Below are 25,243 nucleotides of genomic sequence, written 5' to 3'. Positions count from 1 at the left end.
TTCTGAGCATACACAAAAATATCGCCGCACGATTCTAATCATACGACGATTGTTAGTTTTCTTTTATAATTTCGCCATTATTTGTGGTCTCTTTATTCGCTGCAATACATAACAAATGAAGAATAGATTTATTCCCAGCAAAATAATCATAATCCCCGCTGACCATACTAATGGATGCTTTACACCAAAGGTAACCAGTAAAGAAGGTCCCAACGTCAAGAAGCTTAGTGCTGAAGCAATATGTAATCCTTGTCGTGGATTTTGCATTACCATGGATAATATTCCTGTTATAAAGATCATGAATATGCAAATCAGAAGATTATCAAAGATTAATATACTTTGTGCTGTTGAGAACCAAATGAGGCTGGTTTCATGCATGAAAACATATTGGATGAAGTTTGCGCTGAGCCAAGTAAACAATGACGATATTACCAGCATTACTAGTGAAATCAGGATTGCAATCATACTCTTCCCAATGAACATTGACTCTGTTCGTATTGGCGTTGACAATAAAGATTCAAAGGTCTTATATACTTTTTCTCCTCCAATCGAATATGAGATCATATTTACTGTTATTCGAGGCACACCTAGAGCCATAATGATGATTGGATAATAAAAGTTCAATTTACCAAAATAAATATACGCTAACATCATAAAGATAGCTGGTGCAACGATTATGAAAAGCATGCTAAACCGAAATCGCTTTAAAGCTACGAAATATTTCCATTCATGATGAAGGACACTAGACATTTGTGATTTCATCAGATACACCTACCTTTTTATATGACTCCGCAAAATACGAACGATCCATTTTCTTCACTTTTATAAAGATAAAATAAGAGTTAACCCCCATCAAAACGACTAAAAATACTGCTGATAGTAAATAAGTAGCCACCATCAAATGCTGAGTAAATAAATTAAAAAGAATAACAATATAAATGTAAATCGGATAAAAAACTAAGGTTAGCTTACTATTAGCCGTCCGGATATCATCAGAAGTAATGGATCTATCTACTCCGATTAAAGTGACGGTTAATAAAATATGAATAAATAGAATCAACATACCTACCCATTCCCAAAAATTTATTTGAAAATACTCTTTTGTGAAAATCTTCACTAATAGCATTAGAATGAATATGGATAAATAACAAACTCCACTGCTAACGATGCAATACATACATTTTCCATAAAATAGGCTTCTGCTCTTAATTGGTGAGGATAATATTGTTTCTATCGTTTTCATTTCTTTCTCACCCGCAAAGCTATGGGCTGTCCATTGCTTTAACAGAGTAAGCGGAAATAAGATTGATCCGCTCAACAAGACAATATCATTCAATCGAAATAAAGGAGCAACGATCCCTATGAGAACTACAGCACATAAATGAAAGATCAGGGTGCCTTTATCCTTGAAATACTCTTTTATCTGCATCCTAAAGACGGTTTCTATTTCATTCATTTGGTTTCTCACCATTTTCCACCTGCATATACAGCTTTTCGAGGTCAAATTCCTTAGTTTCAATATTCTTCACATCTATCCCTAATGTGGCTAACACTTTAATCAAATTCGAAATCGCAATATTTTCTGTTAGTTCAACGATAATCGTGTTTTGCTGCACCTTATATTCAATATTTATTTCAAGACTAGACAACGCCTTATGAAGGCGTTCCAAATCAGCGGACAAATCTTGGTTGCAGATAATACGGACTTTACTACTGGCTTGCTCTTTCAATGCTGCCATTGTGTTAGTATATACGTTTTTCCCATGTCTCATTATTGTGATCTTATTACAGATCTTTTTTACTTCTTCTAAATTGTGTGTGGTCAAAATAATGGTGGTCCCATACTTCTGTACTAAATCATGCAGCATTACTCTTAAATGATCGATGCTTACTGGATCTAGTCCATTCGTCGGCTCATCTAATAGAAGGATTTTGGGTTTGTGAAGTAAGGCTCTAGATAAAGCAACCTTCTTCTTCATCCCTGTAGAAAAGCCCTTTACAGGCAAATGCTTCTTATCTAGTATTTCAAAATCACTCAATAGCTCGTCTATTCGTTTGTCGTAATCACTACGTTTCATACCATATATTTGAGCAAAATAACTTAAGTTATCATATATACTCAAAGGCTCATATAACCCAACGTCTTCTGATAAAACACCACACATTTTACGAACAGTGTCACCCTCTAGATTGGGATTACAACCAAATACAGATACTTCTCCCTCATCAGGCTCTAAAAGTCCTAATAAGAAACGAAGAGTAGTTGTTTTCCCAGCTCCATTATGTCCCAATAAGGCGTAAACATCTCCCGTCTGAATGGTAAGGCTCAATCCATTGATAGCATTCACATTCCCGAATGTCTTTTTCACATCTTTCAGTTCAATTTTCCGCATCGAATATTCCTCCTTAAGAAACCCAAAATAAGTATAGCAGACTATACATTAATTGTATAGTCTGCTATACTTATTTTTGATTGTGATAAAATTTTTTATTGATACAATAAGAAAGTACGACGTTGTCGCATTTGGTTTTCATCAAGAAAGCAATTTTCGATATTAATTATTACACGGGAGTGTGACATGAAAACAAGAATAAGAGAATTACGAAAAGAGCGAAAAATATCTCAAGAGGAATTAGCAAAAGCGGTTCGTGTCACTCGTTTAACCATTATTTCAATTGAGAATGAAAAATACACAGCTTCTTTAATCCTTGCTTATAAAATAGCTAAGTATTTTGGATTAATGATTGAGGAAGTATTTGATTTCTCTGAGGTGGAGGAAAATGATGAATCAAAAATATAAAGCGCGGATTCAAAAACGCCTACGTGCCAAAATAGTTATCGCTGTTATTGGTGGACTTGCTGTAATAGGTACCTATATCATTAAATTGCTTAATACCACGGCAGATTTTGCTTCTATTGATGCGTATATCACAGGATTTTTCTTTGGTATTGAGGGCGTCTGTGTGATGAACATAATACAGCTTAGAAAGCTGCTTAAAGACGAGAATGCGCTTGAAGAAATGGTGATATATGAAGAAGATGAAAGAAATCAAAGTATCAAATTAAAAAGTTACAACTCCACTATAAATTTTATGATTTGGTTGCTTTCATTTGGAAGTATTATCTCATCTTTCTTCAATCAGGTTATCTTTTTCACATTGGCAAGTGTTCTTGTGGTCTTGTTAGTCATGTCTTCATTATTCAAATGGTTTTATACTAGAAACTGAGTGGGATTCAAAGCTTTTTTCCATTTAAGTAGCTGTCTCAGTAGTAGAATTCCTACTTGTGAGACAGCTCCTTTGCACTTCTTTTTAACTGCATGATTGTTTAGTGTCTTCCCGCTCCGCCACCACTGCTGGCGCTACCTCCACCACCTGATGAGCCACCGCCGCCGGAAGAGCCTCCTCCACCTGATGAGCCTCTATCATCATTAGAGTAACTGCTGCTGGAAGAACTTGAAGAATGTCTTCCTGCGCCTCCGCCACTGCTGGAACCTCCTCCACCACGGTTCTCGTTGCTTGAGGAATAACGTCCTGCTCCGCCACCTCTAGTAGATCCGCCTCCACCACTGTTTCCCCAGAAGCTTGACTGTGAGTTATTGGATGGTGTGTTTCTATGATGGTGGTGGTGATTATTATAACGTCTGTGCCAACGTCTACCATAACCGTAATCCGCTTGACCGTACCAATTCCCATACCGACGAATATTTCTTGGGCTATACGGATTAAATGGCAAACCGTACATTTCAATATATTTATTGCGTCGTGAAACACCATATCCGAACAGTATGAGCGGAGCAAATATCAATAAGTAAATTAGAAGACCTTTGCCTACACTAACACTAGTCTCCTTTGATGAAGTGGTTGTTGAGGAAGAATTGGCGGCTGTAGTACCTCCACTATTTCCCGTCGCTCCAACGGATTGATCCGCTCTAGCCAATAAGAAGCTGTACAAAGCATTAGAAGTTGCCGTAGCTCCCGTTCCGTAATCTTTTTTCACAAATTGGGGCTCAAGTACAGTATCCAAAATATTGCTGATTGCATCATTAGTTAGAACCTTGTCGATGTCCTTCCCTTGCAGAACATGATAGTTGTCTCCACCTATGTCTAGCACGAGCATAACATCCTTAGGGCCAGCAGCAACGGAGGCAAACTTCATGTAGGTATAATCCTGAAGTGTTTTATCTCCTGCATTCTTTACAGTAACCACATAAATTCCGCTGCCAGTTGTAGTTTTATATCTGTTGCTAGATTCGTTCAAATAATCCTTTGTTACTTTTTTGAGTACACCGGCATTATCGGATACATAGTTTTTGGTGCCGACATTCTCCACCCAGGTCCCACCCATGGCTTGGATAAAAGCGCCATAAGTTTTACGTGCACCGTTACTATAAGTTTTAGCTGCAAAATCCGGTTCAAGATATTGAGAGAGAATATCTTTAATCTTACTGTTAGGCAACGTGTCCTCAATACCCTTACCTTGTACCGCCCAGTAGTCATCATCTTTTATAGAAAGCAGTAGCAAAAGCCCGTTATTCTTATCCGCAGAGCCTACGCCCCAGCTATTGAATAGCGAAGTTGCATACTCTTCCATCGAAACTCCATTTGTAGAATCGACTGTCACCACTACGACTTGAGCGCCCGTATCCTGATGTAATCGAATCCCATAGTTCACCATGTAATTCTCAGCTTTCTCGTCGATCACATTTGCAAAATCATTCACATAAAATGACCCGGTATGCTTAGGTACAGCTGTCTTGGCTGAAGTTAAAACCGGAAGAAGCAAAACACTTAACATCAGGGTGGCAAGTATGGTAAAAAGCATTTTTCTGAAAATTCTGTAGTTCATATGTACCTCCTGCTCTATCATAATCTCTTTTATTTATCGGTTACGCTCAGTTTACACAATAGTTCCATTTTGTTCTATTCGATAAACCACACAGTAATATGTTATATTAAGCCCCGGCCTCCTGATTCACACAAAAAAATTAGCGCTTTCAGATTTAGATATAGCTATAATAATAAAAATAATAATCATCAGGTTAATCAATATGCTTATGAAAAACTCTGATAATTTATTTTGATCTCTACGAAAAACTAATCGATTTAACTGAAACCCTAATGATATTCCCTCACCTATTAAGTTGATTGGTAAATCTATAAACGAATAAAGCGCTATTACAAATAGTAATTCCCAAAGCAAATGCCCAGCAAAAAAAGAGAAGATTACAATACCAATATGTATCAACGGCCACATTAAAATGATTGTACTGAACACGGATTTCCCTTCTATTAAAAACCCAAGCATCATTCCAACACTAATCAACAAACAAATAAAACTCAAAGAGGACCCTAAGGGTACAGCCGCGTGGCTCAATAACTTTCCATCGAATTGATCAAATACTTCAGTACCATATATAATTTACTTCTCAATTCAGCTAAACGATATGTACTTATTTCACTATCATGAAATCTTTCTCTCCCTCATGAATAGGCAGATCGCTCATCGTCACTTTTTTTACTGATGCCCGTTTCAATGATTGCATGCAATCAACTAAAAAAGAGATTTGCTGCTCTTCTCCTTGTACCTCTACCTCTACACTTCCGTCGTTTAAATTTTTCACCCTACCCGTTAATCTCATTCTTACTGCAATCGTATATATTTCTAACCGAAATCCCACATTTTGAACTCTACCCGAGAAAACCACTTTCTTTCTAACGATAGGGCTTGAAGGAAAATCCAGTAACTGAATACGATTGGCATGCCAAATCACATAATTATTTCTAACTTTTTTGAACACATTCACACGTTTCATACTCCTTTTTTAGAACTTCTACGATTTATGCTATATTGTACCATAGCCGTTGGTAAAATAAGGGGATAAAATGATCACTCTTCAATCACTAAATACACAAAAAGACTCAGCTTTCCGCTGAGCCTCCAATTTCGTATTAACTTCAAGTCAAAGGTTAGTTCAAGCTATTCGTTAATATCAAACAGAGTAGTTGTTAAGTAACGTTCACCCGTATCCGGCAGAATCACCACAATCGTCTTCCCTTTATTTTCTGGACGTTTAGCAATTTCTGTGGCTGTATATACCGCGGCACCCGACGAGATCCCTACAAGCAATCCCTCGGTTTTGGCAATTTCACGCGCTACATTAAATGCGTCTTTATTCTTCACCTGAAAAATTTCATCGACAACCTCTTTATTGTAAATCTCCGGAATGAAGTTAGCCCCAATTCCCTGAATCCCATGCGCACTAGGCTTGCCCCCAGATAGGACTGGTGAATCAAATGGCTCGATTGCGACAATATGCACCGAAGGATTCTTAGCCTTCAAAGCTTCCCCAACCCCTGATACGGTGCCGCCAGAACCAACACCCGCAATAAAAATATCAACATTCCCATCCGTATCCCGCCATATTTCCTCTGCAGTTGTTGTTCTATGAATTTCAGGGTTAGCTGGATTGCTGAATTGTTGTGGAATGTATGCATGTGGGGTTTGAGCAGCCAATTCCTCCGCCTTTCTCAAAGCACCGCTCATCCCTTCAGCTCCAGGTGTTAATACAAGCTTAGCACCAAGTGCAGCCATTACCTTACGGCGTTCAATACTAAACGTATCCGGAAGAACGATAATCAGCGAGTAGCCAAGACTGGTCGCAGCCATGGCAAGGCCGATGCCGGTATTGCCACTTGTTGGCTCAATAATTACAGAATCTTTATGAATTAAACCTTTATCTTCAGCATCTTTGATCATCGCATAACCTATACGATCCTTAACGCTACCTCCAGGATTAAAAGACTCTAGCTTGGCAAGGATTTTTGCTTCAACATTCTGAGATTTACTATATTTCGAAATTTCCAATAACGGTGTGTTGCCAATCAAATCAGTTATGCTTTTGTATATATTAGCCATAATATTCTCCTCATTTCTTATTACCCCATCAGCTTACTTTGTATTAAGTCTAACAGGGTTTAGAGTATATTATCAACTTGTTGTATTCCGTCTAACAGAAACACTGGACTCTCGCACGATTAAACGCGGATCAAGCTGCACCCTCTGATACTCTCCAGTAATATTATCCTGTATCCGTTGTAAAAGAAGCTGCGTAGCTAATCGAGCCACTTCATTCCCCATGATAGAAACGGAACTAATTTGAGGCGTTGTGATGGTTGTCCAAGAGTTATTATCTACCCCAACCACAGCTACATCTTCTGGAACACACACACCCAGTTCTTTAAAACGGTTTACAATCCCTATAGCGACCATATCATTTACAGCATATATTGCATCTGGCATATGGGTCAGGCTGTAGAAATAATCTGCGGCTTGTACCCCCGTTTGAAGGGAGAAATCCTCTCCAAAATAAACCAAAGAAACATCCACTTGATTCAAAGCCTGCTGATAAGCAAGATATCGATCCTCAATGAGGTCTTTCTGAGCACCCGCATAAGCAATTCTAGTTCGACCAATACTATTTAGATGCTCCATAATTAGCTGACCTTCAAAACGTGACAGGCTAACGATATCTGCTTTCACATTCTCCGTAATACGCTTACCGTAGTTAATGATGGAGACCGGAACACTAGATTTATTAATTAGCTCTACCATCGTCTTTGGATAAGCAAGAGGCATGATAATGAGTCCATCGACATGTAATTTCTTGATCTCACGAATCATTTCGAGCTCTGTCCGCGGATTTCCGGAAGTATTAATCTGAATGACTCGATAACCGTCCTGTTTAGCGGCTTGCTCCACGGACCAGGCGATATCTGGAATGATAGCATTTCGAATATCAGGAACAGCCAAGGCAATTTGCTTCGTTTGGCGAATCTTTAGGCTTTGTGCAGAGGTGTTTGGGGTAAATCCCATCTCCTCGATCACTTGAAGAACCAATGCCTTTGTCTTGGAACTGATTCCCTCGGAATTATTTATAGCTCTGGAGACAGTAGCAATCCCTACTCCCGCTTTTTTTGCTACATCCTCTATGGTTACTTTGTTTTTATTAGCCAAGTTGATAGTCCCCTCATTTTCGGAATCGTTTCCGTTATCATTGCTATTATTAAATCTGCCCGTCTCCTTCAAGCCGTTTTTCCAATATATTTATTATAACATACAAGTGCTTATAAAAGCACTTGTAGCAAGTACAACACAGTCTATATATGCCTCATATCGCTGAGTTTAGGTGAAAATTTTCACTAATTTTCGATATTAATATTTTAGTATTTAAATTTGACAATATGAAAATTGTGTGACATATTTGATTCGGAAACGTTTCCTCTTTTCCGGAATAAACACACTATTTATTATCAATTTATGAATCTAGGAGATGAATGATATGCAAGCATTAAGATGGCATAACGTCAAAGATCTACGTTTAGAAACGATTGATGAACCCGCTGCGTTTGAAGAAAAAGTGAAAATTAAAGTGGAATGGTGCGGAATTTGTGGCAGTGATCTTCACGAATATGTTGCCGGTCCAATTTTCATTCCTGAAGGCACGCCTCATCCCCTCACAGGCGAAAAAGCTCCAATCGTGATGGGCCATGAATTTTCCGGACAAATCGTTGAAGTAGGCCAAGGGGTTAGCAAGTTTAATGTTGGTGATCGAGTCGTCGTCGAACCTGTATATGCATGTGGAGAATGTGTGGCGTGCAGACAAGGCAAATACAATCTTTGCGATAAAATGGGCTTCCTAGGTCTCGCCGGTGGTGGAGGTGGATTCTCAGAATACGTTGCAGCAGACCAACATATGGTCCACAAAATTCCTGACAGCTTATCCTATGAGCAAGGCGCTCTGGTAGAACCTTCTGCAGTGGCTCTGCATGCTGTTCGTTCCAGTCAATTGAAGGTTGGAGATAAAGCTGTAGTATTCGGTGCGGGTCCAATCGGTTTGCTTGTAATTGAAGCTTTGAAAGCATCTGGCGCGGCTGAGATCTATGTTGTAGAGCTTTCTGAGGAACGTAAGAGTAAGGCTGGGGAGCTTGGGGGTATCGTAATCGATCCTAAGCAATATGATGTGGTTGAGGAAATTCAAAAACGTACAGATGGTGGCGTGGATGTTGCTTTTGAAGTCACAGGTGTCCCTCCCGTTCTAACACAAGCTATCAATTCCACTAAATTAAGTGGTCAAATTATGATCGTTAGTATTTTCGAGAAAGATGCTACGATTACACCTAACAACATCGTACTTAAAGAACGTAATTTAACGGGTATTATCGGATACCGTGATGTATTCCCAGCAGTAATTAGCCTGATGGAACAAGGTTACTTCCCTGCGGACAAATTAGTGACTAAAAGAATTAAATTGAACGAAGTAATTGAACATGGGTTCGAGGCGCTTTTAAAAGAAAAAAATCAAGTGAAGATTCTTGTAAGCCCTAAACAATAACCATAAGCAGCCAAGTGGCTGATCTATAGAAGAAGAGTCCTTCTCAATATGAGAGGGACTCTTTGCTTCTTTTATCAAATCACGCGTACTTCTCATTTAATAAATAGTGCAGATTCTCTTTGACCGATGGCCATTCTTTATCCAAAATACTAAAGACAACATTATCATGAATCGAACCGTCAGATCTGATTCTATGTTGGCGCAGAACCCCTTCTCTTACAGCCCCTAATCGTTCTACTGCTCTTTGCGACCTCAAGTTAGTCTTCACCACTGTAAATTCTACACGTATGAGCCTTAGGTCTTCAAAGCAATAGTGAAGCAGTAATGACTTAGCCTCGGTGTTCACACTAGTTCTCCAATATTCAGGCGAGATCCAAGTACATCCGATTTCAGCATTACGATGAACCAAATCCGGATGCATGATTCGAGTGGTACCGACGATTTGTCCAGTAGCTTTATCAATGATGACGAATGGAATTTGCGATTCATTATTTTGATTTGCGAATGCGGTTGTGATTAAATCCTGCACCTGCTCGTCCGACGTTATTTTTCGCCAGGTAAATTCCCAGATGTTTGGATTTCTTAATACTCTCGCTAGCCCTTCTACATGGCTGTCATCCATTGGAACCAGCTTGACTGTGTTGCCCTCCAAAATTGAATTACGAGGTTGGATCATTTCGCACACCGCTCTCTTAATGATATATGTTGGATGATAGCCGCAATTTCTTCTACTCGATAAGCGATATGATCTGCTCCAGCATGCTCTAGTTCTCCTTTAGGACCGTAGCCAAACGTCACACCGATAGATTCTACTCCACAACCAATAGCTCCGATGATATCATGTTCGCGGTCTCCAATCATCACAGCTTCTTCTGGAAGAATGACATTCTGATCGAGGACGTACTGTATCACATCTTTCTTTTTAGAACGGGTGCCGTCTAGATTACTACCACCAATATGATCAAAATAATGATCTAGTTTGTAACGCTCAAGAATTTGTTCTGCAAAAACAGTAGGCTTAGAGGTAGCTACATACAACGAATATCCGTTATTCTTAAGACCTTCCAGCAATTGCGGTATACCATCAATCACCCTATTCTCATACAGTCCAACGACGCTGTAACGCTCACGGTAGAAGATAACCGCTTGACGCGCTTGTTCCTCTGAGAACTGATGTAGCTCAATAAAAGAATCGTAAAGAGGTGGGCCTATATAAGGAAGAAGCATATCTAAATGCTCGATTTGAATATCAAATTTGTTTAATGCGTATTCGACGCTTTTTGTAATCCCTTCTTTAGGGTCCGTTAATGTCCCATCCAAATCAAATAAAATACTTCGTAGTCCTCTTCCCACGCTGTCTTGCTCCCCTCGATTGTAATTAATGGATGTATTTATAATACATTCGTTTCTACATACTTTCCACATACTTCTTTAATACGATCAGTGCGAAAGTTATTTTTATATATCGGAGGAGTATTTTATGAATATGACCCATTATATGTCTTTGCTAGCAGATAATCAGCCTTGGAACTTGATTTTATTCATGGCGATCCCTGTGATTTTTGCTGAGACGATCACCGTTACAGAGTTTATTATTTTGTTCACCAAAAATCTAAAGTGCTCTTTACGGACCTTTAACAAAATCTGTAGCATTCTGGCTGGGTTGTACTTCACAGGCGTATTCCTCTACTTGTTTCCTACCGCATTCATCCCTTTGACAGTGAATGGTGAGTGGCACACATGGGTTGACGTAGTAGCCGTAGGCTTCTATTTGAGCGGAGTGCTTTTCTTATTACCGCTAGCTTTGTTAGATCTTGGTCTGATCGCTCGTAAACGAACAGATGAACAGAAAATGAAGCTTCATTTTATATTCATTAGTGGATTCTTGGTTGTAGCGCATATCGCGATGATATTCGGGATGATCAATCCGGAAATTGTGGGCAGCATGGGTGGAATGGGCGACATGATGCACTAACTAAGGGTATAAAACATAAAAAAGCAGATCAAGGTTTAGCCCTTGGTCTGCTTTTCTAATGTGAAGCGAAGGTTATCCCGCACTCTGAACAGAAATCACACTACGCTTCTTGCGCAATAAAAACATAAGTGGTAATCCAAGCAACACGATGATTGAGCCGACTATGAATACATCATTCACACCCATGGTAAACGATAATAATCTTATCGTATCTGCATTATCTGCACCTGAATTGATCAATTCTTTAGAGTGCAGTATGGATCTTGTGGACAAAATAGAAGTGAACACCGCAATCCCAAGTGAGCTTAACACATTCCGAACCCAGTTGTTGATCGATGTGGCATGACCTGACCATTCGACTGGAATTTCCTCCATAGACGCAGTGCTGCTCGGGACGTTAGCTAATCCAATCCCTAAATTGCGAACGACCATCGCCCACATCACAAAGCTGTAAGAAACGTTCGTATGCAGCCGGCTCATCATGAATAAACCGATGAAAATAAATAAAATACCAGCAGAAATTAACTTTACAGGTCCGAACTTCGGATACAACTTACCCACAATTGGGCTTAACAATGCAAGGAGGATCGAAGATGGTAATAAGATAAGCCCGGTCTTTAGTGTTGTTGCTCCTTCTACCGTCTGTAAGAACAATGGTGTTAAATAGGTTCCAGCATACATCGCTATCGTCACCAGACTATAGATACTTAGCATGGCAGTAAAGCGGCGATTTCGGAAGACACGTAAATTCAGCAACGGCACTTCCGTCTTGAGCTCGTGCAAGACAAAGTAAACTAGAAGAGCTATCCCCACAAGTATTAATAAAATAGTCTTCCATGAACCCCATCCCCAGCTGTTACCTTGGCTAAATGCGGTTAGCAATGATAAACTCCCCAGTACAACGGTAAGGAATCCGGGAATATCAAATGACTTCGGAACATTCATTCGATAGTAAGGAATTAACGTTACGGTCAGAATAATAGCAATGATCCCAATGGGAATGTTAATTAAAAATAACCAGTGCCAGCTTGCATACTGAAGTAACCATCCGCTAAATGTCGGACCTATGGCTGGGGCAACCATCGCGGACAGTGACCACAAGCTCACGGCAAAAGGTCTGCGTTCAGCTGGAATCACTTGGAATATAATCGTCATCGTACAGGCCATAATCAGCCCGCTGCAAGAGCCTTGAAGCATCCGAAATACAATCAAAGTTGTAGGATTCCAGGCTATTGCACAGAGTAAGGAGAATATGGTGAATCCCGTCAAGGCGAATAAGTAAAGTCGCTTATAGCTGAATCTGCCTCCAAGATAACCGGCAAGCGGTGCAGTTACACCCGTAGCTAGCATAAAACCTGTGACCATCCATTGCATAGTGTTCAGGTTCGAATGGAAATGATTCATTAAAAGAGGAACAGCAATGTTGATAGTTGTTGTACTTAAAACAGAGACGAAATTTCCGAAGAATATGGCAATCATTATAGGCCAAAAGAGAATTTTACTTTCTTGTTTAACGTCCACGCTACCCCTCCTATATCTTTTCATATGTCTACTTTTACATATATCAATTAACTTAAATAATGTTATAATTGTATGGATAATATGTCAATCTTGACATATCCCCAAAATTCACAATATAAACGGATTTATAATAACTGGAGGGTATCAGAGTAATGAATACACTGTCTTACGGACTTCTAGCTTTACTTACTGCTAACCCGTTGTCTGGATATGAATTAACTCAGAATATCAAACCGTTATGGCGGGCCGGACATAGTCAAATCTACCCTCTTCTAATGAGCATGGAGCAGCAGGGATATATTTCATATCAGCTTATTGAGCAATCCGATAAGCCGGACAAGAAGGAGTACTCCATTACAGAGGCAGGACTAGAGCAATTACGTAATTGGGTGGAAACCCCAGCTGAACCTCCAGTTCTACGGGACGAGCTACATTTTAAGCTGTATAGTTTATGGCTCTCCAAACCAGAGGAAGCAAAGGCCCTTCTGCAGCAACGTGCGGCGTTTTGTAAAAGCGAGCTAGAACGTTACAAGGTCTTGCTGAAAGCCAACGATGTCTTACGTGATGAACGAAGGGAGACTCGTGAGTTAAAAGCTTCGACTTTTGGACGTTATTTACTCATCCGTAAACGAGTGCTTGATATGGAGAGTTCTATACAATTTTGTGAGTGGGCTCTTGAAGAGCTTGAGCCAGCAAAATAGTTTAGTAGATTGCACATAAAAAGAGACTTCGCGTAAATACGCGAAGTCTTTTTCGGCTCTTACTTTTCGACGAATGGTAATCTAGGCAGCTGCACCTCGCAACGAGTTCCAATGCCAGGCTGACTTGTAATTCGAATCTTACCGCCGTGTAATTCCACAAGCTTTTTAACAATGGATAGTCCAAGTCCTGTTCCACCATATTGCCTGGATCGTGATTTCTCAACTCTGTAGAATCGTTCAAAGACATAGGGTAGTTCTACCTCAGGAATACCTATACCGGTATCTTCCACAATAAATAAAACGGAGTCCCCATCGACATCCTCATCTACATGGACAGTAATCTCACCTGCATCCGTATAGCGGATTGCATTCTCCAGAAGATTCATCATAATCTGTTCCATACGCTTTTCATCTCCACGAACCCTACACGAATCTCCATGATACGTAATATTCAGCAGAAGTCCCTTTTCTTTAGCCTTCAATTCCACTCTTCGTACCGCTTGTTCTGTCATGTACTTAAGATCTATCCAGTCCAGCGTAAGTATGATTTTACCTTCTTCCATCTTTGCCAGTTCAAATAAATCTTCTACCAGATGCTCAAGCCGATGCGCTTCCTCGTGGATAATATCCAAATACAGATCTCGTTCCCCTTCGGTCTCATAGAGTCCATCCTTTACAACCTTGGTATACCCCTTCAAATAAGTGATGGGTGTTCGTAGTTCATGAGATATGTTGGCTAAGAATTCCTGACGCGTATCCCTGTATCTTTGCAGATCTACAGCAAGGTCGTTAATAGCTCCTGCCAAAAACCCGATTTCATCGTTACTCCGTATGGAAAGTCTCGTTTCCAATTCACCGGCAGCAATTTTTCTAGTCGCCTTCTGCATCTTGATCAGCGGCCTGGATAACAATAAACTAATGATTCCCGTGATCCCTAGTGCCAATATAAAGGCCCCAATTCCTGCGAGCAACAGCAGATTACGGATAGAAGCCAAGGATTGCTTCATGTTCTCTGTAGAGGACATTACATATAGTGCAGACTGGATAGTTTGACCATTTGAAATTGGTTTTCCAGTGATGAAATATCTGTGTCCAGTAGGATCTGTATACTCAAAATTCACACTTTTTCCGGCAAATATCCGACTAATATCCGAAGCATTGATGAATGAACGATCTGCGCGGTCATGAACACCCGAATGGAGAATGACACTACCGTCTTTTGAAATATTAAATATACTCACGTCCGAAAATTCTGCAAAAGCACTCATCATCTGCTCGTTTGAACTATCCGGTGATTCAGCCATTCCGATAAAATGCGAGGTTAACTCCTCAGTTTCTTTTTGCATCTCGTTATAATAAAAGCTGGTAAACATTCGGTCTATCGTTATCCCAAGAATTAGCAAAACAACTAAAAAAACAGACATAATAACTGACCCGAGCTTCAGTCCGATCATATTATTCTTCATAGATGATTACCTGGGATCTCAAATTTATAACCTAACCCCCATACCGTTTGAACAGGATTATAAGAGAGACCCGCCTTATGTAATTTCTCGCGGATATTCTTAATATGCGTGTCGATGACACGGTTCTCACCCTCATAATCGTTGCCCCATAAACGCTCCACTAGTTCTTCTCTCGTAAAGACACGGTGCGTATTTTGCGCCAAGGCCGTTAGCAGATCAAATTCCTTGAGTGTAAATTCAACCGCTGTATCCAGAATATACACCTCACGAGCATCCGGGTAAATCGCTAGCTCAGGATAGCTCAGAACCTTTTTCTGAGGTTGTTGGGTCGATGTAAGCATTGAACGCCGTACCAAAGAATAAATTCTTGCCACTAATTCCTCTGGCTCGAACGGTTTGGTGAGATAATCATCCGCTCCTATGCCGAGACCACGAACCTTGTCCTTAGTTTCCGAACGAGCTGTCAGCATTAGAACGGGGACAGAGCTTACCTCTCTAACGGTTTTACAGACTTGCCAGCCATCCATATCTGGCATCATCACATCCAGCAGGATTAGATCAAAGTTATGTTGTTTCAGCAAAGTGAGTGCCTCATGCCCCGTTGACGCTTCTCTAGTCGTTATTCCTTCTTTTGTTAAATAAATCCGAATTAAATTTCGCATATTCCATTCATCATCAACGATCAGTACCTGGAGCTTATTCAAGTCATTCACCCTCTTCATTGCCTAGTGACCGGAATGGGAATTGCCGCCTGCAGCCGGAGAGATTTCCAGCATATCATCGATTTCGCTTTGGGCACTCTCTTTGATGGTATTAATGTCCCCTGTTAACCAAGCATGGTTATAAGGACCTTCTGCTGGCGAATCTTGAAATTTAGGTTGAAGGGTCATCATATATTCCATCACGGAATCTGGCAACCCGTCTTTTTCAGTAAAGATAAGCGGTGCATGTTTCCCTAAATGAGAAAAAGGTGCAGCGGCGATCGCCAGCATCGTTGAGTCGGTAGTCAACAAAGACAAATTATGGCCAGGCGTCGTTATGCCCCAGCCGAAACCGTTGCTGGCGTCCTTAAAAGTAGCAAAAGCAATGGCATTCTCATAAATGTCTTTTCCAGCTATACGGGTTACTGTGCCGAATTCCTGTAATTGCTTTTCTACTGCTGTAGATACAACTTTTTCAGGTCCTAAGATATAAATCGTAGCCGAACCTCCACGCTCTTTCAAAGCATTAACCGTAGGGTCTGGAATTTCATCTTTTGTTACATAGAGAAGCGGCTCTGGCATATGGGCGATCCAATTCACTGCAGGCAGTGTGTACTCAGGACTATCCATAGAACCTACAATGACTGCCTTTGGAAGTTCACCGGAAGCTTTTGCATAATAAGTATCAATGGCTTGTGCTATAGCTGCCGGCTCGTCCCCTTCAATTCGGTCTACTTTCAGATCCAGTGTCTTTAATTGTTCTTCGACATTGGAAGCCATGGGTCCGACGAGCACTACTTGTACACCATTATTACCTTCTGCGCCTAAAGGATTCAATCGCTTAAGCTCTGCTATCGTTGCCTCAGGAACACCCTCTTTAGTTGTAAAAAGAATAGGGCCATTATTCGGATGATGGATCAAATCCGCACTAACTGCGGCAATCTGCCAATGGCTTACATCCGTTAATACTACACTTGAAGGTCTGTTGTTCTTCGTCTGTGCAGTCCAAAGGGTTTGTGAAACAATAATTGCTGCCTCAGTAGGGTCAGATGTATTTATACGAGTTGTGTTTTTTGTTGCGATCCACGGTTGATCCACTGACGATATAGAAGCTTTCTTATCTGATCCAGATGGGGCGTTATTGCTCGATTGACAGCCAGCTAACACTGCACTTAAAAGCAATGTAACAGCAACTATGGGTATGATTTTTTTCATCCTAAACCCTCCATTTTGAATTTCTCGCTTGATTTAGAGTAGTTTAGTCTATAAATGTGTAGAAAGTATGTAGAATTTAAAATATATAAAATCTTTATATGATGCAAAAAGAGCACCTGTAAGCCACGAAAGACTTAGGATGCTCCATGCTCTTTTTCTTTAGAAATTCCGTTTCTACGATTACCAGTGTTTAGCGATAAAGGTATCCCGCCCGGATTGCTCACGATCCTCTTTATAATGCTTGGGATTCTTGTGATGATAGTCCTGATGATATTCTTCCGCCCGATAAAAGGTTGGCGCTGGAAGGATTTCCGTCACGACAGGACCTGAGAATCTGCCACTCACAGCAACCTGCTCCTTCATGGCAAGGGCTGCTAAACGTTGTTCTTCATTATAGTAAAAGATGGCTGTCCGGTATTGTGTTCCTCTATCCTGAAATTGTCCACCGTCATCCGTGGGATCAATCTGAGGCCAATATAATTCAAGCAGCTTCTCGTATGAAAAAAGCGCTGGATCAAACGTAATTTGTACCACCTCGTAATGTCCTGTTGTTCCTGTTTTGACTTCTTCGTACGTTGGGTTCTCGGTTAGTCCTCCAGCATATCCCGATACAATCCCTTGGATACCTGGTAACTCCTCGAACGGTGTAACCATGCACCAAAAGCAACCACCTGCAAACATTGCTTGTTCCATATGTTCAAGTCTCTCCCTATCCATCATTATCTAGTAAATAACATATGCTATGACGATAATGCTTCTAGGTTATAATGTCAAAGGAAATCATTCTTTTACATTCGAATTCGATGCTTTAAGGCGTTATAATATAACAAACAACGGAATTAGAAAGGAACACCCTATGAATAAAAATCGCTTGGGCCAGTCAGATTTATATGTAAGTGAAGTAGGTCTCGGATGCATGTCCTTAGGTACGGATGAGGCAAAAGCCACTTCCATCGTCCATGAAGCACTTGATCAAGGCATTAACTTTTTAGATACAGCTGATCTGTATGATGAGGGTCGTAATGAAGAGATCATTGGTAAGGCGATTTGCCACCGCCGCGGTGAGGTGATATTGAGCACAAAAGTGGGTAACCGCAGAATTCCAGGTCAAGAAGGCTGGAGCTGGGATCCATCAAAATCCTATATTAAATCCGCAGTCAAAGACAGCCTAAGACGCCTCCAAACGGATTATATCGATCTGTATCAGCTGCATGGCGGAACGATTGATGATCCGATGGATGAGACTATTGAAGCCTTTGAAGAACTTAAGCAAGAGGGGCTAATCCGATATTATGGGATCTCTTCTATTCGACCTAATGTGATTAGAGAATATGTAAAAAAATCAAATATAGTCAGTGTAATGAGTCAATACAGCATTTTAGATCGACGTCCTGAGGAAGAAATTCTCCCTCTGCTGGCCGAGCATGGGATCAGTCTTATTGCCCGGGGTCCTTTGGCGGGTGGCATCCTTTCGGAGAATGGCCGCAGCAAGGCAGAGAAGAAGTACTTAGATTACAGTAGTGAGGAGCTTCTGAAGTTGCATAATCAGCTTGTGCAGGAAACGAGTCACTCACGCCCACTAGCACAAACGGCGCTTCATTATCCGCTTGGTCATCCGTCTGTGGCGGTTATTATCCCTGGAGCGAGTAGTATGGAGCAGTTGAAGAATAATGTAACGGCTGCTAAGTCAGCCCCACTGTCTTCAGAGGAAATCGAAATGATCCGCGGGTTGAGTAAAGCGAACCGCTACACACTACATCTGTAAGGTAATCAGTCATTTATAAAATTTAGAGCGCCAGTTAAGAAACTGACGCTCTTTTTTATTTTCTTTTACCGATGTATAACAAGTGTGATGAGATGCCCAAGATTGAAGGATCATTTGCTTTGGATATGAGAAAGTTAATCAAGCTCTCTTCCCCCTCTTGGTGAGTCCAATACTGTTGCTGCTCTGCAGATAACATGGCTGCAATGCTTGATGAACCAATTAAATCTATCGACTCAAATCCATTCCTTTCCATGAAAGGCTGAATCTCATCAATGTTAAAATAATAAGCACCTGTAAACCGGCCCTTGTCACTATGATTAAAGATTCCACTCTCATAGAATTCATTGATGGTGTTCATATTATCGTTCGGTTTCCATTGCTGCGGGGATTGTAACGAATTAATGGTCATTCTCATTCGACTTTGAAAAGCCACAAATACTAAGCCATCTTGCTTGGTCACGCGGTGCAACTCTTTTACTGCTAAAATTCGTTCCTCTTCCTTCTGCAAATGATACAAAGGACCAAGCATCAATGAAACATCATAATTCTCATTAGGTATTCCTTCTAAATCTATAGCATTTAAGTTATAAAACCCGTCAAATTGCTCAGTTAATTCTAGTTCAGCTGCCTTTTTCGTTGCTACTTCAACTAATTTAGGTGTGATATCTGAAAGGGTTACTGTATATCCGAGCTTAGCCAGTTCCATAGCGTATTTACCGGGTCCTGCGCCATTATCCAGCACCTTCCCAGCTGATGGCATATATTTCTTGATATAATGGAGATTAATTATGAACTCTAAGGGTTCTCTATCCAGCCTGCCCCACTCGTCAAAGCTAGAGTAATAATCAATAATATTGCTCATCTACATAACACCTGCTTTCTTTTGAGATATATTATCTTCGATACGTCCAAATTTTTCTATAGTTCTTTTTTACATTTTATCATTAAAAAGTTTATCGACGGTTTATTGATCATGTCCTTGTGGGGCTCGTCAATTTCAGAGAACTCAACTAGTCCATAGGTTTCAAACTCTTGTGTAATGGATTCAGCCTCATAAAAAAATATTTTTACGCCATAATCTGTCTCGTAATAATTTTTATCCAATAGAGTACCTTTTCCAAACATAGGCGCTTTTTTCGAAACTGTTGTAAAAATCATATAACCACCTGGCTTTAACTGGTTGTAGCAATCCTTAATGAACTTTTCTCTTTCATTTTTATTCAACAAATGAATAAGACCATGGCAAAATATTCCTTCATAGAGGTTATTATCATAAGGCATGTCATTCACTGAACCATGAAAAATGCTAATATCAAGTCCATTTTCTCTCGCCAAATCAATCGCTGTTTGAGAAATCTCAATACCCGTTACATTTATCCCACTCTCAATAAAAACCTTTGCATTTCTGCCATATCCAATCCCTGGTACCAATATGTCTTTAACATTCCTCTCAAGGAAAAAGTCCTTAGTGGCGATCGCAGAGTCTGTAGGTTCAAATCCCCACATTGTTTGTTTTTCTATAAAGCTTGATTCCCAGAATTCCGTCATATTTCATTCCCCTTTATATTAAAGTCATTACGGATTTATATTATCTTTAATTGTTTCCAAAAAAGAACGGATCTTTACTCCGTCTTCATTGTTTTCGCCAAATCTGCAATTTTCTTGTTCTCCAAGTACTGCTCCATCTGTCTTTCAGCGTCAATCACAACCTGTTGAATCAAGCACTCGCTACCGTGATCCAGGCTACATTCGAACAAAGATGCAGTCCCTTCGATCGCATGGATAATATCCAGAAAAGAGATCTCTTCGGACTTCCGTCGGAGACGATACCCACCGTTTGCACCGGGTGCAGATTGAATCAATCCAGCCTTGACTAGCTTGGTCATCATTTTGGACAGATAGGTTTGCGAAACACCCAGCTTCTCAGCAAGTAATTGAACGCCTACAGGCTTATCGGACGCCGCCGTCACCAGATAAAGCATTGCATGAAGCGCATAGTCTGTCGCTTGGGAATATTTCATTCAGCACCTCCATTAACGACTTTGAAAATCCATAATAACTCTAATCGTTAAAAAAGACAAGCATATCAATGTGCACCATCGGCTTTTTAAGCTGCATTTGAAAGATATTCAAATCTATTTCATTTCCTTTACAACTGGTTCCGATGTTGAAATAATATCAACGACATGGTCAATACAACAGATCCCATAGTGCTTATATGGTTTTGGAAAATCCTTTGATGCGAATATTCTATTAGAAATAAAATCAAGATACCTTGATTTCTTATAAATCCTAAATGTATTTCCGTCAAATTCCTCGTAATCATCCCAAGAAGTAAAGAATTCATTTTTAATCGAATATGCAATATAGGAGTGAAAATCAACTTGTATTATGGGAGAGTTTTTCTCACCATCCATAAGTGGCTCAGCTATATCACTAACTTTGCTTTTACAAAAAGATAACCTTAGTTGATTTACCTCTGGCTCTATTAGACCAAAGAAAAATACATCCTGCAATTCTTTTAAATCTGTATATTCCATCTCATCTCCTCCTCAACACGAATTTGTTCTTACTCCATGTACTACTATTTCCTTTGAAGCCAATACTCTACTCTTTCGCTTTACGGTTAGCTTTAACATGTTTAAGCTGAGCAACTATAATGACACTAATAATGACCAGAAGGAACCATGAACTGATCTTACTAACACTAACCACATGCCATACCTGATTCTGATCAGGATATTTCCAAGCATTAAAGAATGTAGCGATATTCTCAGCTAACCAGATAAAGAAACCTACTAAGAAAAAAGCCAGTGTCAAGGGCATCCGATAAGTAGTGTTTCGTACCCGATAAATGATCCAAGTTTTCCAAAAAACAATGAGTACAAGCCCCTTTAGCCACCAGCGAAAATCAGGAATGAAGTGATGCGTGAAAAAGTTCAGATAGATAGCTGCTCCGAGCGCTCCCGCAGCAGCAAGTCCCGGCCAACCCGTCATATCCATTTTCAGTCTACGCCAAATTTGACACATATAGCTCGCGACGCTCGCATACATAAACCCGCTATACAGTGGCACTCCAAACACCTTGGTTAGCCCGGGTTCAGGGTATGACCATGACCCCATTCTTATCTTATAAATTTCCAGAAGCAAACCTATAATGTGAAATACACAGATGACTTTAATTTCATCTAGCGTCTCTAATCCAGTACGGTACATAAGATATTGAACGATAAGCAATATAATAAGAATGGCATCATATCGGTATATGTAAGGCAGATCTATTAAGTTAGAAAGAGCTAAAGTCCCAAAGATCGCAATAGGAAATATGCAACTCATCGCCTGATGATAGCCAAAATGCAAAAGCTGCGTTATTGATTTCAAATGATTCTCTCTCCTTTCCAGGCAATGCTGATCTTTTTAATCTGCGGAGTCGATTACTCATTACGATTTAAGCATCTTCGTCCATTAGGTATTCTAAAATATCTCCAGGCTGACATTCTAAAGCTTTACAAATCGCATCAAACGTTGATAATCGAATCGCTTTTGCTTTTCCATTTTTCAATATAGAAAGATTGGCCATTGTTATTCCAACCCTTTCTGTAAGCTCTGTAACGCTCATTTTTCTTTTAGCTAACATCACGTCAATATTCACAATAATCGCCATTATCATCACCTCAGACTGTTAAGTCATTTTCTGATTTTATTTCTATGGCATTTTTCAAGAGCTTTTGAAGAACAGCAGCAAAGACCGCAATCACAATTGGAGCACAAGTCATGACAAGTCCGAGTACAATTAGACCTGGTGCATCAGCTTCCTGTGCCATTTCGTAAATAAGTGGCATACCCGCCGCATATAAGATACTGATGATGATTGCACAGTAAATTATATTTTTTAAAGCCTTAATAGATAGTTCAGAGAACGCTTTGTTCTTGTCAATGTAGCTTAAAAGTCTTAATGCCTGATATAAAGCTACGAAATAGGCTATCACCGTTACATAAACTCCTATAAGAAGGGGATAAACTAAATATACGGGATATTCTCCAGCTGCCTTGTTAGGAATCGTAGGTAACCAAAAAATACACAAAGCAAGAACCGGGAGTCCAATAAGAATTACAACTATCTTCAAAAAGAGTGTTTCTCGTTTCATAAACTGCACCTCACAAAGTTAATAATCTGGATTCAATTTAGCACATAATATATCGTCTTACAATATATTTTGATTGTATTACAATTATTTTTTATCTTTATTATATCACCCCCTTTTATTTCCCACCTCCAATCATTGCACATCAAAAAGGCCCCCTCCTCATAAAGATTGAGAAAAGAGCCCTGCCTCTACCGTTCATTTATTTCTTAAGTCTCCTCGTCACTTTTGTATTCTAAAATATCGCCAGGCTGACAATCCAAAGCCTTGCAGATCGCCTCTAATGTTGATAATCGAACCGCTTTCGCCTTTCCATTTTTCAATATAGACAGGTTAGCCATTGTTATTCCAACCCGCTCCGAAAGCTCGGTCACGCTCATTTTTCTTTTAGCCAGCATCACGTCAATATTAATAATAATCGCCATTGTTTTCTCCTCAGACTGTTAAGTCATTTTCTGATTTTATATCAATAGCTTCCTTCAAAAGCTTTTGGAGCACTGCAGCAAACACTGCAATCACCATGGAAGCAAAAATCACAACCATCCCAATGACAAAGAACCCCGGGGTATCATCTCTCTCCGCGACGAGATAGAAAAGCGGCAATCCTACTACATAAATTCCACTGATTGAGATTGCACAGTTCCTGATGTTTTTTAAAACCTTTACAGATAATTCTGAGAAAGCGTTGTTATTGTCAATATACCCTAACAGTTTGATCGCTTGATACAATGCAAAATAAAAAGGTATCGCCGATGCATACAAAACAATATACAAGAGATATTTAATATAGGTTTGATCGGGATATAATTCTGCCGCATAATTCGAAATCGCAGGCACAAAAATTATACACAAGGCAAGAACTGGAAGCCCAATAAGAACAACAGCGATCCTTAAAAAAAGCGTTGATCCAAGTTTCATAAAACACACCTCACAAAGTTATTTTCAAAATTGAATCTAACATATAGTTTATCGTTTTACAATATATTTTAATCGAAATATAGTGTTTAATGACTGTTTTATATTTCACGACTAAAAGGCCGAGGAAATTGACTATTAGAAGTCATTAGCTCGGCCTTTGTCCTTTTTATATCTCTTTTTGTTTCTTTATGTCTCTTTATATCTAATTTTCTATTCTAAAAATTATGCTAGAACTGACCGAGATCGATAAAATTCAAATCCATGTTAGCTTCATCTTCAGCCTGATTTGCGGCCTCTGTTGATATTGCTTTTCCTTCGTACTCAAGGTTACCGCTTGTCAAATTAAATACATATAGACGATTACCTTTGAAATTCTTATAACCCATAATATAGAGATGGTCTTGTTTAAAAGCATAGGTAATGTTTTCACTTAAATCTATATTTGTATTCTTCAGAGTAGTCTCATATTCTTTACTCACAAGATCGTAAGAAATAACTGTGAATCCTATATTTTCCTTACTCGATACAGCTTTTTGCAGGAAATAAATTTTCTGTCCATAGGCATTCATAATATTATTCAATAACATTTCATGCCCTTGGAATGCGAGCGGCGAGATTTGTCCTGTCTTAACATCCACTTGATATACCTTTCTATGATTATCTCTACTAATCCTTAAAATCCATTGCTCAGTGTGCTCCAGATTTTGATTGGCTAACCATGCGTATTGAGTATCCCCGTCTGCTGCTACAGATTTACCGCCTGGTAACGCGAGCGGCTCATTCTTAATCTCTTTTGTTGTTAGATTGACACGGAGGATCTGCGGTTCAGATACATAGCCTTTGGCACTGTGATTCATAAACACCATAGCAACAAGCTGCTGATCAACAAGCTGTACATTTTGAACATAAATATCTGAAACATCATAATCTACATTGATATCGGATGTGATTTCAAACGTATTGTTCTTCTGCTTGTTGAGTACAGAAATACTAAGCTTTGCATTTCTCTTCGCTGATGAATCATTTGATCGCTTCGTATCTACTGTCGCATTAACATAAGCAAGCATTTCCTCATTCTCATAGAAACCAGATGTGTTTGTCTTACCGCGCATGAACTGACGATGCACTTCAATCCACTGATCCATTTGCGTTTTCATTGGTCTTTGATTTAAGCTTTGGCTTGTCGCAGACTTTTCATCTGGATAATCTGTACCTTTTGTAGTGATATAAGCTCGTTTGATACCAAAAACACTATCCTTACTCATGTAATTTCCGTATACTGCTATACCTTCAACGAGGGAAGCATCCCCTTGAACCGTCGTCAGCTTATAAATAGGTGGTGTCTCTTGTGAAGCCTGTACATAATACGTCCCGATTGTAACAACCGTGAACACTACAAGAACAGCGGTAAGCATATATTTTCTCATTCCTTAACCTCCAT

30 protein-coding genes are annotated in these 25,243 nt (G+C 39.7%); 6 read left to right on the top strand and 24 right to left on the bottom strand.

Annotated elements, in window-relative coordinates; all coding sequences use genetic code 11:
- Window positions 1-63: 63 nt before the first annotated feature.
- Genes CA600_RS09020 through CA600_RS09010 form a run of 3 tightly spaced genes read right to left on the bottom strand, consistent with a single transcriptional unit; the run spans window position 64 to window position 2,393 of the window.
- Window positions 64-762 carry a hypothetical protein gene (locus CA600_RS09020; RefSeq protein ID WP_094869880.1) on the bottom strand — a complete coding sequence of 233 codons (699 nt, stop codon included), beginning with the start codon at window positions 760-762 and terminating at the stop codon, window positions 64-66.
- On the bottom strand, window positions 743-1,456 hold the full coding sequence (locus CA600_RS09015; protein ID WP_094869879.1) for an ABC transporter permease subunit: 714 nt from the start codon (window positions 1,454-1,456) through the stop codon (window positions 743-745). Before CA600_RS09015 ends, CA600_RS09020 begins: the two co-directional genes overlap by 20 nt.
- Window positions 1,449-2,393, bottom strand: coding sequence for an ABC transporter ATP-binding protein (locus tag CA600_RS09010; RefSeq protein WP_094869878.1), 945 nt, complete (start codon window positions 2,391-2,393; stop codon window positions 1,449-1,451). The genes CA600_RS09015 and CA600_RS09010 overlap by 8 nt, the downstream gene beginning before the upstream one ends.
- Before the next feature lie 186 nt (window positions 2,394-2,579).
- Here CA600_RS09010 and CA600_RS09005 point away from each other — a divergent pair, with 186 nt between their 5' ends.
- Together CA600_RS09005 and CA600_RS09000 are read left to right on the top strand one after the other, a co-directional pair.
- Entirely contained in the window at window positions 2,580-2,801 is a 222-nt protein-coding gene (locus tag CA600_RS09005; RefSeq protein WP_076135000.1) for a helix-turn-helix transcriptional regulator, read from the top strand.
- A complete protein-coding gene (locus CA600_RS09000; protein WP_143812125.1) occupies window positions 2,782-3,228 on the top strand; it encodes a hypothetical protein in 447 nt (148 codons plus the stop codon). The genes CA600_RS09005 and CA600_RS09000 overlap by 20 nt, the downstream gene beginning before the upstream one ends.
- 100 nt (window positions 3,229-3,328) lie before the next feature.
- Here CA600_RS09000 and CA600_RS31165 read toward each other — a convergent pair whose 3' ends face one another.
- From CA600_RS31165 to CA600_RS08975, 4 genes are all read right to left on the bottom strand, one after another.
- Window positions 3,329-4,849, bottom strand: coding sequence for a TPM domain-containing protein (locus tag CA600_RS31165; protein ID WP_179281575.1), 1,521 nt, complete (start codon window positions 4,847-4,849; stop codon window positions 3,329-3,331).
- Window positions 4,850-5,453: 604 nt separating this feature from the next.
- On the bottom strand, window positions 5,454-5,816 hold the full coding sequence (locus CA600_RS08985) for an acylphosphatase (RefSeq protein WP_256989792.1): 363 nt from the start codon (window positions 5,814-5,816) through the stop codon (window positions 5,454-5,456).
- A 164-nt stretch (window positions 5,817-5,980) separates the two neighbouring features.
- A complete protein-coding gene (cysK, locus tag CA600_RS08980) occupies window positions 5,981-6,919 on the bottom strand; it encodes a cysteine synthase A (protein WP_094869873.1) in 939 nt (312 codons plus the stop codon).
- Between the two features lie 72 nt (window positions 6,920-6,991).
- Window positions 6,992-8,017, bottom strand: a complete 1,026-nt coding sequence (locus CA600_RS08975; protein ID WP_094869896.1) for a LacI family DNA-binding transcriptional regulator — start codon at window positions 8,015-8,017, stop codon at window positions 6,992-6,994.
- A 325-nt stretch (window positions 8,018-8,342) separates the two neighbouring features.
- On the opposite strand from CA600_RS08975, the gene CA600_RS08970 reads away from it, so the two are divergent.
- Entirely contained in the window at window positions 8,343-9,395 is a 1,053-nt protein-coding gene (locus tag CA600_RS08970; RefSeq protein ID WP_094869872.1) for a 2,3-butanediol dehydrogenase, read from the top strand.
- 79 nt (window positions 9,396-9,474) lie between these two features.
- Here CA600_RS08970 and CA600_RS08965 read toward each other — a convergent pair whose 3' ends face one another.
- A complete protein-coding gene (locus tag CA600_RS08965; protein WP_094869871.1) occupies window positions 9,475-10,071 on the bottom strand; it encodes a GNAT family N-acetyltransferase in 597 nt (198 codons plus the stop codon).
- Window positions 10,068-10,748: an HAD family hydrolase gene (locus CA600_RS08960; RefSeq protein WP_256989791.1), complete on the bottom strand. Its 681-nt coding sequence runs from the start codon at window positions 10,746-10,748 to the stop codon at window positions 10,068-10,070. The genes CA600_RS08965 and CA600_RS08960 overlap by 4 nt, the downstream gene beginning before the upstream one ends.
- Before the next feature lie 127 nt (window positions 10,749-10,875).
- On the opposite strand from CA600_RS08960, the gene CA600_RS08955 reads away from it, so the two are divergent.
- Window positions 10,876-11,370 carry a DUF6803 family protein gene (locus CA600_RS08955; RefSeq protein ID WP_094869869.1) on the top strand — a complete coding sequence of 165 codons (495 nt, stop codon included), beginning with the start codon at window positions 10,876-10,878 and terminating at the stop codon, window positions 11,368-11,370.
- A gap of 72 nt (window positions 11,371-11,442) precedes the next feature.
- Here the strand turns inward: CA600_RS08955 and CA600_RS08950 are convergent, their stop codons facing one another.
- Window positions 11,443-12,891, bottom strand: a complete 1,449-nt coding sequence (locus tag CA600_RS08950; protein WP_256989790.1) for an MDR family MFS transporter — start codon at window positions 12,889-12,891, stop codon at window positions 11,443-11,445.
- A gap of 152 nt (window positions 12,892-13,043) precedes the next feature.
- Here CA600_RS08950 and CA600_RS08945 point away from each other — a divergent pair, with 152 nt between their 5' ends.
- A complete protein-coding gene (locus CA600_RS08945; protein WP_094869868.1) occupies window positions 13,044-13,592 on the top strand; it encodes a PadR family transcriptional regulator in 549 nt (182 codons plus the stop codon).
- A 59-nt stretch (window positions 13,593-13,651) separates the two neighbouring features.
- Here the strand turns inward: CA600_RS08945 and CA600_RS08940 are convergent, their stop codons facing one another.
- From CA600_RS08940 to msrA, 4 genes are all read right to left on the bottom strand, one after another.
- Window positions 13,652-15,058, bottom strand: a complete 1,407-nt coding sequence (locus CA600_RS08940) for a sensor histidine kinase (RefSeq protein WP_094869867.1) — start codon at window positions 15,056-15,058, stop codon at window positions 13,652-13,654.
- Window positions 15,055-15,762, bottom strand: a complete 708-nt coding sequence (locus tag CA600_RS08935) for a response regulator transcription factor (RefSeq protein WP_256989789.1) — start codon at window positions 15,760-15,762, stop codon at window positions 15,055-15,057. Before CA600_RS08935 ends, CA600_RS08940 begins: the two co-directional genes overlap by 4 nt.
- A gap of 21 nt (window positions 15,763-15,783) precedes the next feature.
- Window positions 15,784-16,974, bottom strand: coding sequence for an ArsR family transcriptional regulator (locus CA600_RS08930; protein ID WP_094869865.1), 1,191 nt, complete (start codon window positions 16,972-16,974; stop codon window positions 15,784-15,786).
- A gap of 180 nt (window positions 16,975-17,154) precedes the next feature.
- A complete protein-coding gene (gene msrA, locus CA600_RS08925) occupies window positions 17,155-17,667 on the bottom strand; it encodes a peptide-methionine (S)-S-oxide reductase MsrA (protein WP_094869864.1) in 513 nt (170 codons plus the stop codon).
- Window positions 17,668-17,830: 163 nt separating this feature from the next.
- Here msrA and CA600_RS08920 point away from each other — a divergent pair, with 163 nt between their 5' ends.
- A complete protein-coding gene (locus tag CA600_RS08920; protein WP_094869863.1) occupies window positions 17,831-18,739 on the top strand; it encodes an aldo/keto reductase in 909 nt (302 codons plus the stop codon).
- Between the two features lie 55 nt (window positions 18,740-18,794).
- On the opposite strand, the gene CA600_RS08915 is transcribed toward CA600_RS08920, so the two are convergent.
- The 10 genes from CA600_RS08915 to CA600_RS08870 form a co-directional block, all read right to left on the bottom strand.
- Window positions 18,795-19,601, bottom strand: a complete 807-nt coding sequence (locus CA600_RS08915; RefSeq protein WP_094869862.1) for a class I SAM-dependent methyltransferase — start codon at window positions 19,599-19,601, stop codon at window positions 18,795-18,797.
- 56 nt (window positions 19,602-19,657) lie between these two features.
- On the bottom strand, window positions 19,658-20,287 hold the full coding sequence (locus tag CA600_RS08910) for a class I SAM-dependent methyltransferase (protein ID WP_094869861.1): 630 nt from the start codon (window positions 20,285-20,287) through the stop codon (window positions 19,658-19,660).
- Between the two features lie 74 nt (window positions 20,288-20,361).
- Window positions 20,362-20,760 carry an RrF2 family transcriptional regulator gene (locus tag CA600_RS08905; RefSeq protein WP_042127470.1) on the bottom strand — a complete coding sequence of 133 codons (399 nt, stop codon included), beginning with the start codon at window positions 20,758-20,760 and terminating at the stop codon, window positions 20,362-20,364.
- 114 nt (window positions 20,761-20,874) lie between these two features.
- Window positions 20,875-21,279 (bottom strand): hypothetical protein, encoded by a 405-nt coding sequence (locus tag CA600_RS08900; protein WP_094869860.1) that lies wholly within the window; start codon window positions 21,277-21,279, stop codon window positions 20,875-20,877.
- A 67-nt stretch (window positions 21,280-21,346) separates the two neighbouring features.
- Entirely contained in the window at window positions 21,347-22,120 is a 774-nt protein-coding gene (locus tag CA600_RS08895; protein WP_094869859.1) for a DUF817 domain-containing protein, read from the bottom strand.
- Between the two features lie 67 nt (window positions 22,121-22,187).
- Window positions 22,188-22,403, bottom strand: a complete 216-nt coding sequence (locus tag CA600_RS08890; protein WP_042187934.1) for a helix-turn-helix domain-containing protein — start codon at window positions 22,401-22,403, stop codon at window positions 22,188-22,190.
- A gap of 10 nt (window positions 22,404-22,413) precedes the next feature.
- Entirely contained in the window at window positions 22,414-22,887 is a 474-nt protein-coding gene (locus tag CA600_RS08885; RefSeq protein ID WP_094869858.1) for a DUF2975 domain-containing protein, read from the bottom strand.
- Window positions 22,888-23,093: 206 nt separating this feature from the next.
- Window positions 23,094-23,309: a helix-turn-helix domain-containing protein gene (locus CA600_RS08880; RefSeq protein WP_042127458.1), complete on the bottom strand. Its 216-nt coding sequence runs from the start codon at window positions 23,307-23,309 to the stop codon at window positions 23,094-23,096.
- 10 nt (window positions 23,310-23,319) lie between these two features.
- A complete protein-coding gene (locus tag CA600_RS08875; RefSeq protein ID WP_094869857.1) occupies window positions 23,320-23,802 on the bottom strand; it encodes a DUF2975 domain-containing protein in 483 nt (160 codons plus the stop codon).
- Between the two features lie 227 nt (window positions 23,803-24,029).
- On the bottom strand, window positions 24,030-25,229 hold the full coding sequence (locus CA600_RS08870; RefSeq protein ID WP_094869856.1) for a hypothetical protein: 1,200 nt from the start codon (window positions 25,227-25,229) through the stop codon (window positions 24,030-24,032).
- Window positions 25,230-25,243: the final 14 nt, after the last annotated feature.

Source organism: Paenibacillus sp. VTT E-133280, from assembly GCF_002264385.1.
Classification (GTDB): Bacteria; Bacillota; Bacilli; order Paenibacillales; family Paenibacillaceae; genus Paenibacillus_AQ; species Paenibacillus_AQ nitricinens.
This window is presented reverse-complemented; position numbering and strand designations above follow the sequence as displayed.